The organism is Streptomyces sp. NPDC012510, assembly GCF_042955065.1.
In the GTDB taxonomy this organism is placed as follows: domain Bacteria; phylum Actinomycetota; class Actinomycetes; order Streptomycetales; family Streptomycetaceae; genus Streptomyces.
Genome location: NZ_JBIBEN010000018.1, coordinates 64,985 through 78,089, shown reverse-complemented (window position 1 = coordinate 78,089; position 13,105 = coordinate 64,985). Strand labels below are relative to the sequence as shown.

Here is a 13,105-nt window from a genome sequence, read left to right as displayed (position 1 = left end):
CGAGAACCCTTGACGATCTGCTGGTGCCTCCCAAATGCCTCCCCGATGCCTCCCTGATGCCTCCCTGACGGACCCTTAGGGGATGTCACAGCTCGGCCGCAAAGCCGCGCCGGTGGGCCCCGGCCCGGCACACGACCGTCCGGGAACAGGTACGTTCGATGACGTGGCTGGATTCAGGATCGGACGCGGCCGGGACAACCGCGCTCCTCAAGCGCGACCGCAGAACCCTCCGTACGGACAGCAGGCCCCGCAGGCCGGCGGCCCGTCGTACGGCTATCCCCAGACGCCCCCCGCGCCGCCGTACGGCGGCGGCCGGGGCGGCGGTCAGGGCTGGCCCCAGACGCACGGCGGCGGGCACCCGGGCCATTACGGCACCCACGGCAACCGCGGGCCCCAGGGGAACCCCGGGAACCACGGCGAGCCGGAGTACTTCGGCGACGACGGTTCGCACCACGGCGCCGGCCCGGACCCGTACGCGGCCAACAACCCGGGTCACACACAGATGTTCGCCGTCGGCGAGGACCCGTACCACCAGAGCGAGCCCTACCGCGCGGGTCACGCGCCCGCGGCCCCGCTCGGTCCGCGGCTGCCCTGGAAGGCGCTCCTCAAAGGCATCATCACCAGCCCGAACCAGACCTTCCTGGCGATGCGCGACTACACGGTGTGGGGCCCCGCCCTCACCGTGACGTTCCTGTACGGCCTCCTGGCCGTCTTCGGGTTCGACAACGCGCGCGAAGAGGCGATCAAGGCGACGCTCTCGGCCGCCGTACCGATCGTGCTGGTCACCGGCGTGACGATGGTGGTGAGCATCTTCGTCCTGGGCGTGGTCACCCACACCCTGGCCCGTCAGCTCGGCGGCGACGGCGCCTGGCAGCCCACGGTCGGCCTCTCCATGCTGATCATGACCTTGACGGACGCGCCCCGTCTGGTCGTCGCGATGTTCGCGGGCGGCGACGCGTCCTTCGTCCAGATCCTCGGCTGGATCACCTGGGTCGCCGCCGGCGCCCTGCTGACCCTGATGGTCTCCAAGTCCCACGACCTCCCGTGGCCGAAGGCGCTGGGCGCGTCCGCGATCCAACTCGTGGCGATCCTGTCGCTGATCAAGCTGGGTACGTTCTAGGCGTACCGCACCCCGAGGTGACGAGTGAGGGGCTCCCGGCGACAAGCCGGGAGCCCCTCACCGCGCTTGACCTCGGGGGATCGTCGACGGCGTCTCGGTCCCCCGGCGACCCACCAGCGGTGATCATGGAGCCGAGTGGCGCTGTGTGATGATGCACAAAGATGAACGACCTGGGCATGGGCCGGGTGGCTGAGAAGGGCGGGGCCCGTCGTGGGCAAGGGTGGGGAGTCCATACCGGACGAGGAGTGGGAGCGTTTCCTCCGCGAAGCCGAAGCGGGGAGCAAGGGCGCGCCCGAGGAGCCGTCGGCGCGGGCCCGGATGGTGGCGGCGCGGTTGCGGGAGGAGACCGGCCGACCGGAACCGTGGCGGAGCCACCAACCGCCCCGACGGCGGGGAGGCAAGGGCTGGTACGCGATCGGTCTGCTGGTCGCGGTCGCCTTGCTGGTCGTGGCGCTGGCTCCAGGGCGGGTGGCTGCTTGGTTCGGAGGCGGAGGTGGAGGCGGAGGCGGCGAGAGCACGCCGCTCGCCGTGGAGTCGGAACGTCCGGATCAACCACCGCCCGCGGAAGCGGCAGCCCAGCCTCCGACCATGCGGAAGCCGTTCAGAGGATCACCCGCGGCGCGGTGGGGCGACGGAACGGCTGGGATCGGCCTGCCCGAGGCACGGGCGACCGGCTGGATGAGCAAGGGGCAGGTCGCGCGGGCGCTCGAGGAGACCCGCGACTTCCTCGCCGCGTCCAGCCTGGATCCCGGTGTGCTGCTCGGGGAGCGCCCGAGGAAGGCGATCGCGTTGATCAACCCTCATCAGCGGGATGTCCGGGACTACCTGGCGACCGCGTTCCGTTCGCCCAGCCGTGAGAACGATCCTCTGCTGCTGTTCAGCCGGTTCGAGGACACGAAGGTCCGGCTCGTCGGGGATGTGGTCAAGACACGAGGGCTGATCACGTACCGAGAGGGCAAGCGCGGCGCGGTCGAGGTGACCACCGATGTCACATACGTGTATCCGGTCGTACGCGCTGCGGCGGGAAGCGACGAGGTCGCGCGCACCATCGTGCGCCGCGAGATCGTGATGAGTTGGGACGACCCGGCGAAGGTCGTCATCGAGCCGGGTACGTTCTCCCTCGTCTCCTACAAGGTGGACACCACCAACGGCGGCTGCGACACGTTCACCGGCTACCTCACCCCCGAGTTCAGCGCGGAGCGCGCGACTTCGCGGGCGGGCGACGGCCCCGAGGTCGACCCGTACGACCGGAGCACGTCGATGGAGACGCGCATGCGGGAGGCCGGCGAAGCGGGGTGCGGGACTGCCACACGGTCGTGACCGGCTCACCCGGCCTACGTACCGAAGGGCTGGCCGGGGCCACGTCCCGAAGGGCTCACCCGGCCTACCCTACGTACCGGAGGGCTCACCCGGCCTACGTACCGGAGGCAGGACACTCCACGGGAAGTCGATCCACTCGTCGGTCCGCCGCCACACGTAGTCGCACTTCACGAGGGAGTGGGACTTCTCATAGATCACGGCCGACCGCACCTCCGCCACGGCGCCGAGGCAGAAGTCGTGGACGAGCTTGAGCGTCTTGCCCGTGTCGGCCACGTCGTCCGTGATCAGAACCTTCTTGTCGGAGAAGTCGATCGCGTTCGGGACGGGCGCGAGCATGACGGGCATGTCGAGCGTCGTGCCCACACCGGTGTAGAACTCCACATTCACGAGGTGGATGTTCTTGCAGTCGAGGGCGTAGGCGAGCCCGCCGGCCACGAAGACGCCGCCTCGAGCGATGGACAGCACGATGTCGGGCTCGTACCCGTCGTCGGCGATGGCCTGCGCGAGCTCGCGCACGGCCGTGCCGAACGCCTCGTAGGTCAGGTTCTCGCGAACACCGCCGGCACCCCCGGCACCACCCACGGCGCCGGCACCACCCACGGCGCCGGCACCACTGCTCCCGCCGGTCCCGCCGGTCCCGCCGGTCACTGTCACACCTGTGTCCGGTGGAAGTTGAGGAAGGACCGGGAGGCGGTCGGCCCCCGCTGCCCCTGGTACCGGGACCCGTACCGCTCACTGCCGTACGGGAACTCGGCCGGCGAGCTGAGCCGGAACAAACAGAGCTGCCCGATCTTCATGCCGGGCCAGAGCTTGATGGGGAGCGTCGCGAGGTTCGACAGCTCCAGGGTCACGTGCCCGGAGAACCCGGGATCGATGAACCCGGCGGTGGAGTGCGTGACGAGCCCGAGCCTGCCCAGGGAGCTCTTCCCCTCCAGCCGCGAGGCGAGATCGTCGGGGAGCGTGATGACCTCGTACGTACTCGCGAGCACGAACTCGCCCGGATGCAGGATGAACGGCTCGTCCCCCTCGGGCTCCACGAGCCGCGTGAGGTCGCCCTGCTCGACGGACGGGTCGATGTGCGGATACCGGTGATTCTCGAACACCCGGAAAAAGCGGTCGAGACGCACGTCGACGCTCGACGGCTGCACCATGGATTCGTCGTACGGGTCGATCCGCACCCGGCCGGCATCGATCTCGGCCCGGATGTCCTTGTCTGAGAGAAGCACGCCCCGAGGATACGCAAGACGCGCGGACCGCCCACAACCAGGACGGACCCGCGCGCCTCTCCTTCTCCTGCTGACCGCTGCTACCGCTTCTGCAAGGCCACCGGCACGACACTGCGCATCCGGGCGCAGCGCGGACAGCGCATGAGCCGACCGGGGCCGAGGCGCTCGGCCTGCTGCATCGGGAACGAAGCGGTGCTGAACACGTGCCCATCGGCACAACGGACGACGGTGCGCTCCATCAAGTCCAAGAGTCCCTTCCCCAAGAGCCGCGTCTGGTTGTCGACCTGCGTCGACCTCACGACGAAAGCCACATTACGGGATCATTGGGACGGCCCTCCAGGCGGCACTCCGTTCCCTTCCGAGCCCCACCCAGCCCCTCTTCCGCGCCTCCACCGTACGCCCCAACTCCCGCGCCCCGCAGCCCCATCCCCACCCCGGAAACACCACCGGGCCCCACGCCTTCAGCGCGCGGGGCCCGACATGAGGTAAAGTGACGACGCGTTCCGACACCGGCACAACCGGCGTCTTACGCGGGTGTAGTTTAATGGTAGAACATCAGCTTCCCAAGCTGAGAGCGCGAGTTCGATTCTCGTCACCCGCTCCATGACGAAACCCCAGGTCAGCGGTCTGGGGTTTGTTTGTTGTCTAGACCAAATTGAGGGTTGCGTGCCCTCTGCGTGCCCTAAGTCGGGGCCGAGCAGCCACCTCCAGGGCCTCCGGGCATCACTTTGCGCCACCCGGCCCTCGTTCGTCTCAAATGGCGAGACACATTTCATGTGATCCGCGCCACAGGTCGAGCAAATGGCGGCCAAGTCGCTTACGCAAAGGGCCGGTTGCGCGGCGCCGGTGTGGCCGGGTGGTTCACAATGCCCGGCATGCCCACCAGGTACGACCGTTCCCGAAGGCGCCGAGCGGCAGCGCGCTGTGGTCGCCCCACGAAGAAGGGGTCGCCATGCAAGCTCCCGCAGGAGATCGGGAAGGGCTGCCGACACCATGCCACTGGAGCAGAGCGCGAAGCCGCCGCAGAGGAGGCGAGGGCTCGGGCCGAGAGAGCAAGACAGCAGGCGGAACGGGAGCGACGGGCCATCCTTACTGTGGTCGCCCTCGTCACCGTGGCTGTGTTCGCCGGCCTCGGTGTTGGCATCTGGAACGGATGGAAGGACGATGAGCACGAGTCCATGTGCCAGCCACACCGGACCCAGGCACTGGCCCTGAGCGACAAGGCCCGCGCCGTGCGGATTCCCATGGTGTTCGCCGGTGACCCGAACATCAGCATCCTGCAGCTCGGGGCGGAGTTCCCCGAAGACCTGGGAAGCCTCGATGCCATCTCCGCGACCGAGCTGGACATATCCAGGGCGTACTCCGAGAAGCGGGCCTTGGCCGGGCAGGCAGCACGCGTTGTTCTCGATCACCGAGAGTGCTTCGGGGCCGATTTCGCCGCCGCTGCCTCCCGGATAGAACGGGCGCCCACCGAAGTCAGACGGGTCGAGATGCCGTCGCCTGCTCACTGCGCCGACGGATGGCCGTCCACTTCAATCGGCCGACGAGGTGCGTGCTCACACCACGGCGGCGTGGTTCCGGCTCAGCCCTGGGCGGCGCTGCTCTTCGGCTGATCATGTACGGCAAGTCCCGCACCAGAATCTCCGAGCGCGCAGGACTCCGACCGCGACCTTACGCAGGCACCAGGTCTCCCAGCACCTCACGAAGAGCGGTGCCTACGACCGGTCCTGCAACCGCCACCTGGCGAAGGTCATCGCCCTTCATATAGCGGTAACTCTGGGGAGGGTGGAACGTCCCCGCAGCCCGCAATGCCCCGAGTGTCACCGGTTCGTCAAAGGAAACCGGATCCTCCAGCGTCAGACCACTCGCCTGGGTCGCACCGTTCATGTAGGCGTCGTACTCGCGCCGGGTGATCCCCGTCTGGCTGCGGTGGGCCGACCAGACCTCCTTGGGAGAGGCGACATGTACCGCGGCAATGCGCGCCATGCCCACCAAGGCCATGGTGGGCGCGGTCGCGTAGAGCAGAACTCGGGTTCCGGGAGGGGCTGCGACGCGTTGGCGGCGGACCTCCACCGTCTTGCTGCCGACCAGGATCGCGGTGGCGAAGCGCGGGTGGACGGACAGCAGCATCGCGCGTTCCGGATCGTTCACGTCTTTCGGTGCCCCTCTTTGTAGACCGCCTGAAACAGCTCGTTGCTGATCTTCGACAGCGAGATCAGCATGTTCGACGACCACGGTAGTCCTAGCTCCCTGGCCAGCGAGCTCAATCGCCGCAGCGTCACCGGCTTGGGGAAGATCTCGGTGTCCGAGAACCTCAGCGCCATGGCGTGGCCGGAGGCATCAGCGGCTTCTTGTACCTCCGCCCGACCATATACGCCCAGGTGTTCGAATTTCGAGAAGAGGGTGTCGGGTGTGTCGATAAGCACCTCGTCGAGGCGCGAACTCCCCACCACCATCTGACCGTCCATGTGGGCGCCCCCGTCGCTGACGTACCAAAGGAGGCGGGCGGGAACGCTTTCGCCTCGGCGCCCCGAGGAACGGTAGTAGACGTGCTCCCTGCTGATGCCGAGGACGTGGCTGCGCAGCAGGAGCATGGCCGGGACGTTGAACAGCTCGGTGGACCAGCGCGGCTTGATCGGCAGCAGGAAGGACGGCAGCTCGGAGTCGATGACCTTCGCCGGCCACCAGGCGCGCTCCACCACAGCGGCCACCTCAGCCGGCATCTGCGCGTGCAGGGCAGTTGCCTCCACGGTCAGCTCACGAGCGAGTCCGCCGGCCACCGCCTCCACCTCTGCTGCTGTACCGCACACGTCCACCAGGAGGGCCACGAACTTGCCGTCGTGCTCGAAGAAGCCGTCGTCCCCGGCGGCGGCCTTGGCAACCGCTGGGAGATACGGGTCGCTGATGCGTACGGTCTCCGCCCCGCAGTCGCGCCCCTGACGCTTCAGCAGGAAGAGGATCTGCCTGGCCAGAGTCTCTTCCAGCGGATGATCTGCGGTGCGGAGCACGGGGACGATCAGCGTCCGGCCGTCCAACGCCCATGCGTAGAGGGCGACCGGGTGGCCCTGGCCGTCTCTCAGCAGCTCGCGACGCCACGCGACCGTGTCATCCGTGAGCGACCGAAGGCGCTCGGCGAAAGCCGAGCCGTCGTCGCCGCCCGACTGGTTGAAGAAGGCCACCAGCTCGTCCTCCGCACCTGGTGCCACCTCGCTCGACCGGAACTCCGTGCCCATCAGATCGGCCGGGCGATACACCTGGGCTTGCCGCAACTCGTCCACGTGGAGCGTCACGGTGGAGGGCGATACGACGCGGACACGGGCGACTTCCCAAGCCACGTCGGCAAGACGGGACAGGAGTGGGTTCCGGGTGGCCAGGACTTGAAGGCCAGCGCACGATGTCTCGGCCACATAGTGCAGGCAGCGTCGGAGTGTCGCGTCGACGGGGAGGTCGGCAAGCGACTCCACGGCTGCCTTCAGCAGCTCAGCCGTTCGTTCGGCCACAGCCTCGGAGGCAGGGGTGAGCTGGCGTAGGCCGTGGAGCGCTGCCCGCTGATGCTGACGCTCGGCGGTATCGCCGACGTCCCGGATCTGGTGGACCAGTTGGGGCGTGTAGGCGAGTTCGACGAGGTCCGTCATCCAGCCCGCCTCCAGCGCGCGGGACTCCTCCGCATCGGCCGTTTCGGCGAGTCCGCGCAGATCGGCGAAGACACCGTGGTCGACGGTCACCACCAGCAGCGCGTCGCTCTCCACCTCCGTGAACAGGTCCGGGTGCCCGAGGTCCAGCCACCATCCGTCGAGGATCTCCCCATCCCGGCCGCGTCCGCGCACCTCACCGTTCGGGACGAACCCCAGGCTCGTCCACATGTCGCTGAGTTCGTAGTCCCGTCGGCATTTGGCCTTGATGCCGAGCCGTTGGGGATAGCGCTGCTTGATGGCCTCCACCAGCAGTCGGGCGATACCCCGGCCGCGCTGTTCCTCCGCAACGCACAGGTGGGCGAGACGTATGTGAGCACTCCTCTTCGGGAGCCCGAACAGCGCGTAGCCGATCACTTCGTCCCCATCGACGGCGACCAGGAGCCCTCCGTTCTCCGCCGCCTGCCGATACGCGGGAGGCGTCAGCAGCCCCAGCGTCTTTGTGTAGCGATCGCCCAGCGCCACGGCCTTGTCGATCAACTCGACCTGCGCAGGCAACGCGGGAAGAACCTTGACCGCCATCGTTCCCCCTCCAGAAGGGTCGGCCAAGGCCGACCTCAACTCCCCTGTCAGTACATACAGGGAAAGCTGATCTCAACCGAGGCCAACCCTCAAGGGGGCACGAGGGGCGCACGGTACTGCAGAGGCTGTCACGGAGCGGCTACTGCCGTACGGACCCCGGCCAAGAGCTGTCCAACCGAGATCCGTACGACCGTGGGTGTCACGCTTCCTCGGCGTGCCGCCCCTCAGCGTCCGGCTTTCGCAGTTGCTGCCGTACCTCGGCGTCGATGGCATGGGCCAGCCTGCGCTGGTGCTTCGCCGTCGAGTGCTGATAGATCAGCTGGGCGCGCTCCGAGGACTGGCCGGCGCGGACCATGAGGTCCTTCAGCTTGGCACCCGTGTCGGCAGCCAGGGTGTTGCCGGTGTGCCGTAGGTCGTAGAAGCGGAAGTTGTCCGGCATGCCGACCTTGGCCCTCGCCTTGCGCCATTTGCGGCCGAAGGTCGAGCGGCGGAAGGGTGCACCCTTCTCCCCGATGAAGAGAAGTCCGTCCCGCTCCTTCTCGGCGAACCACCGAAGGTGGCGACGCAGTTCCGGGAGCAGAAAATCGGGCAGGTAGACGGTGCGCTTTCCCGCCCGGGTCTTGGGGTCGCCGGTGACGCGCCTGCCGTTCGTCAGCTCCGGCGAAGCCTGTGTGACGCGCAGGGAGCATTCGTCTAGATCGACACTGTGACGGCGTAGTTCAGCCAGCTCCTCCGGGCGGAGGGAGGCGAAGGCGCCGAGCAGGGCCATCAGGCGCCAGCGCGGTCCCATGGCGTCGGCGAGGTCGAAGACCTGCTCGATGGTGGCGGTGGGACGCTCGTCGGCCTCCTCCTTGCCGGCGCCCTTGATGCGGCATGGGTTGTTGCGGAGGAGGTCGTCGTCGACCGCGGTCTGAAGGATGGACTTCAGCAGGCGGTACGACTTGGCGACCGTGGTGGCGCCGGTAGCTTTCAGACGGTCGGCTCGCCATGTGCGGACGGAGGGCGGGGTGATCTCGTCCAGGTTCTTGCCGCCGAACGTCGGCAGGATGTGAAGGCGGAGCAGTCCGTCATAGCGGTCGACGGTGGTGGGAGCCAGGCCGCGTTCTTCCATCCAACGGAGTGCGTACTTCTCGAAGTTGACCGCGCCGGCGTCCGGGTCACGCCATGTGCTGCGCTCGATGTCCGCGCGGACGAGGTTGAGCCAGTCCTGGGCGTCAGACTTGGTCTCGAACGTCTCCGGTGCTTTGTGCCGTTGGCCGTCCGGTCCGAGGTAGCGGGCCTGCCATCGGCCGGAGGCGAGCTTGCGTACCGTGCCGAACTCGCGCCGCCGCTGCGGCTTGCGTGCCGCCATCAGGCCGCCTTCCCGTAGCGGGCACGGATGCGGCGGACCGGCTCGACGGTGCGCGCCTCGACGTACTCGGTGATCGCGCTCTCGGGGATGCGGACCGGGCGGCCGAGCTTCACATAGCGGATGCGGCGCTCGGCGATCAGGCGGCGGACGAAGCGCTCGCCCGTGCCGAGCATGTCGCCGGCCTCGGCCACGGTCAGGAGGCGGTCAGCCATGCGCGGTCACCTCCTGCGCGGTGTGGGCGGTGCGCTGGGAGCGGGGAAGGGCAGGGGGTATTGCGGGTCGGCGCAAGGGCGTTGGGTCCTTTACTCGGGGTGGTGCGGTGTGGCAGACCGTTCGGCGGGCGTCGCCTGGAACTACGCGGCGCGGATCCCATGGAGGAGGGCCAGGGGCGAGACCCGGAGAGCCTGGGCGAGGGCGACGAGGTCGTCGATGTCACAGCGGCGCTGGGCGCGTTCGATGCGGGACAGCATCGTGTTGGTCATCGGACGGCCGAGGGCGGTGACCCGGGCGGCGAGCTCGCGCTGGGCGAGGCCGCGTTCGGTGCGGAGAATTTCGATGGTGCGGGCGGTCCGTATTCCGGCCGGACCGATTTCCAGGGATCGTGCTGCCATGGCTCCATTTGTAGCTTGCATTCGCCGGTTTGGTTAACCGGTGATCGTCGGCTATGTTGCGCCCGGCGCAGGGCCGGGAGTTACCTCTCGGCTGGGGTTCCGGGTGTCCAGCGGGCGCTCTCTTCGCCACCCCGAGATGTGCTCTGACGTGGGGTGTTGTGTTGTAGCTTGCGCCGCAGCGGGAGGTCAACGGTCTCCCGATGTGATCCTTCTGGCTTTAGCTGACGGGCCATTATTTCGGCAACCGGCGATCCGGGTCTATTCTTTTGATGATGCCTCGCAGCACACGTTCGCCGTCAGCTGTCTGATTTCCCAGCGGAATGCTGGACTTGTGCGGCATTGATGTGGCTGTCTTGGCTATACGACGCCACCAGCCCTCCCCCGTGCCTTCAGACCGGGGCTGCGGGCCACCCTTCCCCCGTGCACCGCCCGACGAGGGCCGAGCGCACCTCCCCGCCCTCACCTAGGAGCCGCCACCCGATGAGCTACGACGCCCGCGAATGGGTGTGGGACCACAGCCGCAGCAGGGGCACCGCCCGCATGGTCCTCGCCCTGATCGCCGACCGGTGCCGCGACCGGCACTGCGTCGCGTACGCGTCCGTGCCCACCCTCATGAAACGCGCCAACGCCTCCCGCACCGCCGTGCGCGACGCACTGGCCAAGCTGATCGACAGCGGCGAGCTCGTGCAGCTCACCGACCGCAAGGGACCACGGGGAGAGACGTACTACTGCCTCCCGGTCGCTGCCCGATTCCTCGCCGAACAGCCTCGGGAAGGGGACCGGAATCCGGCCCCCCAAGGGGGTCAGGTTCCGCCCCTCGGGGGGTCGGAATCAGACCCTGCCGAGCACATCGAAGGGGGATCGGAATCCGACCCGGCGGGGGTGCAGATTCCGACCCCCAGAACAGAAGAGAACCGAAGGTGAACGGTAAGAGCAGCAGCAGCTCTGCCCCGCTCATCTCCGCCGCCGAGTGGCAGATCGACGACAGTGCCCGTGCCTGGCTGCAGCACCACGGCCACCTCGACCGGCTCGGCGAGCGAGCCCTGCACGCCGCTGACGAGAAGTGGCGCGCTTACCGGGCCACATGGGCGCCCCGCACCGCCGCCGCGTGGGCCACCGACTGGCGCGCGTGGATCGCCCGGGAGCACACCCCCACTCCTGGCCGCCCGAACCTCTACGCCCTGCCCGGCGGCACCCGCATCCCCGCCCCGCAAGCCGGCATGACCCGCACCGAGGCGCACATGGCCGCGCTGCTCGCCGCCCTCGACGAACCGACCGGAACGTAAGGAGCCACCACCCTGGAACGAAACGAAGTTGCCGCCGTCCTGGCCTACATCGGCCGCCTCGACCCCCGCACCATCCGCCCCGGCACGGGCGAGGCCCGTGACCAGATCGCCCAGTGGCACGAGCTCCTCCACGACGTGCCCTTCGCCACCGCCCACGGCTGGGACGCCCGCGAGGCGATACGGGCCCACGTCCTTGACTCCCCGTACCCGATCCTGCCCGTGGACGTCGCCCGCAAGTGGCACGCCTACCGGCGCGACCGCCTCAACCGCCACACCGACCCCACACCGGCCGCCGACCCGGACGACTGGGCGGCCTGGCGGAACGAACTGGTCGCCAGCCGACAGGCAGTCGCCACCGGCATCGCTGAGCCTTCGACTCATCGGCAGATCACCAGCGGCAGCCCGGGCCCCGACATCGAGGCCCGCCTCGCCACCATCGGATCGTGCATCCCGCCGCGCGTCCGAGCGGAACTCGCCCGCTACCGGCCGGCTCGCGCCGCCCGCGAGGCCGCCGTCGCCGCCGGACAGCCCGATGCTCTCAGCGTGCCGTGCCGGTGGTGCCACGTCGGCCAGGGCGAACCCTGCCGCAGCCGGCGCCTGGGGCTCGACGGCCGTGCCCGGGGCAACGTACCCCGCACGACCCCGCACCCCACTCGCGTTGACCTCGCTGTAGCAGCGCTGGCTCGGCAGGAGGCCGCGTGACCCGCGGTCTGCGTGCCGACGCCGACACCTGACCGGCAGCCCCTCCGCCGCTCGCCGCCAGCGCCAACGCCTAGGCCCGGACGGCTTCCTTGAAGACCGCTTTCGGTCCGTACTCCCCGCCCCCGGAGAAATCTGACTTGCCCTCCCCCGCCCCGATAGCCCCGGCCGCCGTCCCCGGCAGCCGCATCCTCCGCTCCGCCATCGTCCTGCTCCGCGCTCGTCCCAGTCGTCGAGCACCCGCACCCGCTGGGAGTCGTCGCGTGAACCACAAGGGACGCGTGACCCTCGTCGTCGGCCTGGTGGCCGTCGTCCTCATGGCCTTCCGAGTCTCGTGGAACGCGCTGTCCGACGTGGGCCCGCGCCGTCGGCGCCGACTCCACCGCCGCCTTTCTCTACCCGATCGTTGTCGACGGACTGATGGCCCTCGCGCTGGTCGCCACGCTCGTGCTGACCGGTAACGACCGCAAGTTTGCCCTGCGGGTCCTGGCGACCTACACAATCGCCAGCCTCCTGCTGAACTACGTGCACGGCCTCACCCCGGCCCTGCACACGACGTCGATCCGGTGGGGCCGACTGACCGACTGGGACCCTGCGAACTGGGCGCTCGTATTGCTGGCGACCTCGCTCCCGGTCGGGTCGATCTACTTCGGGTCGGACCTCGTGGCGAAGGTGCTGCACCACAACCCCGAGTCGGCTGACTCTGCCGAAGCAGCCTCTGCCCAGTCGGTTGGTCAGCAAGCTGACGGGCAGGCCACACGGTCGAGGTCTGACCAGGCCGAATCGGCTCCCGCGCAGCCGACCGAGTCGGCCCCCGCCACCCGACCGCCCCGGCTGGCCACCGCGGCGGAGTCGACCGCGGCCGCCCGGCGCCCGTCGGCCGGTCGGGTCCGTGCCACCGCCAAGTCGTCCGCCGACCGCACGCCCACCCGCACCGACGCCGAAGTCCTCAACGAGGCCCGACTCCTGACCTCCAGCTGGAGCGACGACCTGCTGACCGCCGAGCGTCTGCGCAGCGAACTACGCATCGGCCAGAGACGCGCCCGCACCCTGCGCGACCAGCTGCAGGCCGAGCGCACCAGCCAGGCAGCCGAGCCCGTCGCGTACGACGGCTTCGAGGCCGAGCCTCTCGATGGACTCGACGAAACCGACTCCCAGCGGCAGAGGGGACGCGACACATCCCCCGTCGGCACCGCCTGACCCCGCAAACACACCGATCGCCACACTGCCGACTCGCCGTGCCCCGCGCCGACAAGCGCTGGGCACCGGGGCTGCGCA

At 69.0% G+C, this 13,105-nt stretch carries 11 protein-coding genes, 1 tRNA gene and 2 pseudogenes; 7 read left to right on the top strand and 7 right to left on the bottom strand.

The features are described 5' to 3' along the window. Window positions 1-82: 82 nt before the first annotated feature. Entirely contained in the window at window positions 83-1,120 is a 1,038-nt protein-coding gene (locus ACFY9I_RS29700) for a YIP1 family protein (protein ID WP_391007108.1), read from the top strand. A gap of 210 nt (window positions 1,121-1,330) precedes the next feature. Next, the gene (locus ACFY9I_RS29695; protein WP_391007106.1) at window positions 1,331-2,440 is read left to right on the top strand and encodes a hypothetical protein; all 1,110 of its coding nucleotides are present in this window, start codon (window positions 1,331-1,333) and stop codon (window positions 2,438-2,440) included. Between the two features lie 69 nt (window positions 2,441-2,509). On the opposite strand, the gene ACFY9I_RS29690 is transcribed toward ACFY9I_RS29695, so the two are convergent. Together ACFY9I_RS29690 and dcd are read right to left on the bottom strand one after the other, a co-directional pair. Further along, window positions 2,510-3,022 carry a phosphoribosyltransferase family protein gene (locus ACFY9I_RS29690; protein WP_391007291.1) on the bottom strand — a complete coding sequence of 171 codons (513 nt, stop codon included), beginning with the start codon at window positions 3,020-3,022 and terminating at the stop codon, window positions 2,510-2,512. A gap of 68 nt (window positions 3,023-3,090) precedes the next feature. Beyond that, on the bottom strand, window positions 3,091-3,666 hold the full coding sequence (dcd, locus tag ACFY9I_RS29685) for a dCTP deaminase (protein WP_391007104.1): 576 nt from the start codon (window positions 3,664-3,666) through the stop codon (window positions 3,091-3,093). A gap of 530 nt (window positions 3,667-4,196) precedes the next feature. On the opposite strand from dcd, the gene ACFY9I_RS29680 reads away from it, so the two are divergent. Together ACFY9I_RS29680 and ACFY9I_RS29675 are read left to right on the top strand one after the other, a co-directional pair. Further along, a tRNA-Gly gene (locus tag ACFY9I_RS29680) sits at window positions 4,197-4,270 on the top strand. A gap of 490 nt (window positions 4,271-4,760) precedes the next feature. Beyond that, window positions 4,761-5,279 (top strand): hypothetical protein, encoded by a 519-nt coding sequence (locus tag ACFY9I_RS29675; RefSeq protein WP_391007102.1) that lies wholly within the window; start codon window positions 4,761-4,763, stop codon window positions 5,277-5,279. Window positions 5,280-5,337: 58 nt separating this feature from the next. Here ACFY9I_RS29675 and ACFY9I_RS29670 read toward each other — a convergent pair whose 3' ends face one another. The 5 genes from ACFY9I_RS29670 to ACFY9I_RS29650 form a co-directional block, all read right to left on the bottom strand. Beyond that, the gene (locus ACFY9I_RS29670; RefSeq protein WP_319131457.1) at window positions 5,338-5,817 is read right to left on the bottom strand and encodes an ASCH domain-containing protein; all 480 of its coding nucleotides are present in this window, start codon (window positions 5,815-5,817) and stop codon (window positions 5,338-5,340) included. Then, a complete protein-coding gene (locus tag ACFY9I_RS29665) occupies window positions 5,814-7,880 on the bottom strand; it encodes a GNAT family N-acetyltransferase (RefSeq protein WP_319131460.1) in 2,067 nt (688 codons plus the stop codon). The genes ACFY9I_RS29670 and ACFY9I_RS29665 overlap by 4 nt, the downstream gene beginning before the upstream one ends. Window positions 7,881-8,079: 199 nt before the next feature. Beyond that, on the bottom strand, window positions 8,080-9,231 hold the full coding sequence (locus tag ACFY9I_RS29660) for a site-specific integrase (RefSeq protein WP_319131462.1): 1,152 nt from the start codon (window positions 9,229-9,231) through the stop codon (window positions 8,080-8,082). Then, window positions 9,231-9,443, bottom strand: coding sequence for a helix-turn-helix domain-containing protein (locus tag ACFY9I_RS29655; protein WP_210551118.1), 213 nt, complete (start codon window positions 9,441-9,443; stop codon window positions 9,231-9,233). Before ACFY9I_RS29655 ends, ACFY9I_RS29660 begins: the two co-directional genes overlap by 1 nt. Window positions 9,444-9,584: 141 nt before the next feature. Then, entirely contained in the window at window positions 9,585-9,842 is a 258-nt protein-coding gene (locus tag ACFY9I_RS29650) for a helix-turn-helix domain-containing protein (protein ID WP_143640031.1), read from the bottom strand. Window positions 9,843-10,322: 480 nt separating this feature from the next. On the opposite strand from ACFY9I_RS29650, the pseudogene ACFY9I_RS29645 reads away from it, so the two are divergent. The 3 genes and pseudogenes from ACFY9I_RS29645 to ACFY9I_RS29635 all read left to right on the top strand — a co-directional run bounded on the left by ACFY9I_RS29645 (window position 10,323) and on the right by ACFY9I_RS29635 (window position 13,027). After that, window positions 10,323-11,128, top strand: a pseudogene (locus ACFY9I_RS29645) (helix-turn-helix domain-containing protein). A gap of 12 nt (window positions 11,129-11,140) precedes the next feature. Further along, window positions 11,141-11,830 carry a hypothetical protein gene (locus ACFY9I_RS29640; protein ID WP_391007289.1) on the top strand — a complete coding sequence of 230 codons (690 nt, stop codon included), beginning with the start codon at window positions 11,141-11,143 and terminating at the stop codon, window positions 11,828-11,830. A gap of 314 nt (window positions 11,831-12,144) precedes the next feature. Continuing rightward, window positions 12,145-13,027 (top strand): annotated as a pseudogene (locus ACFY9I_RS29635) (DUF2637 domain-containing protein). Window positions 13,028-13,105: the final 78 nt, after the last annotated feature.

What these genes read in the sequence shown, in the direction of transcription:
- ACFY9I_RS29655 (WP_210551118.1), bottom strand. Translation starts at nt 9,443, where the DNA reads ATGGCTGACCGCCTCCTGACCGTGGCCGAGGCCGGCGACATGCTCGGC.
- ACFY9I_RS29650 (WP_143640031.1), bottom strand. Translation starts at nt 9,842, where the DNA reads ATGGCAGCACGATCCCTGGAAATCGGTCCGGCCGGAATACGGACCGCC.
- ACFY9I_RS29665 (WP_319131460.1), bottom strand. Translation starts at nt 7,880, where the DNA reads ATGGCGGTCAAGGTTCTTCCCGCGTTGCCTGCGCAGGTCGAGTTGATC.
- ACFY9I_RS29660 (WP_319131462.1), bottom strand. Translation starts at nt 9,231, where the DNA reads ATGGCGGCACGCAAGCCGCAGCGGCGGCGCGAGTTCGGCACGGTACGC.
- ACFY9I_RS29700 (WP_391007108.1), top strand. Translation starts at nt 83, where the DNA reads ATGTCACAGCTCGGCCGCAAAGCCGCGCCGGTGGGCCCCGGCCCGGCA.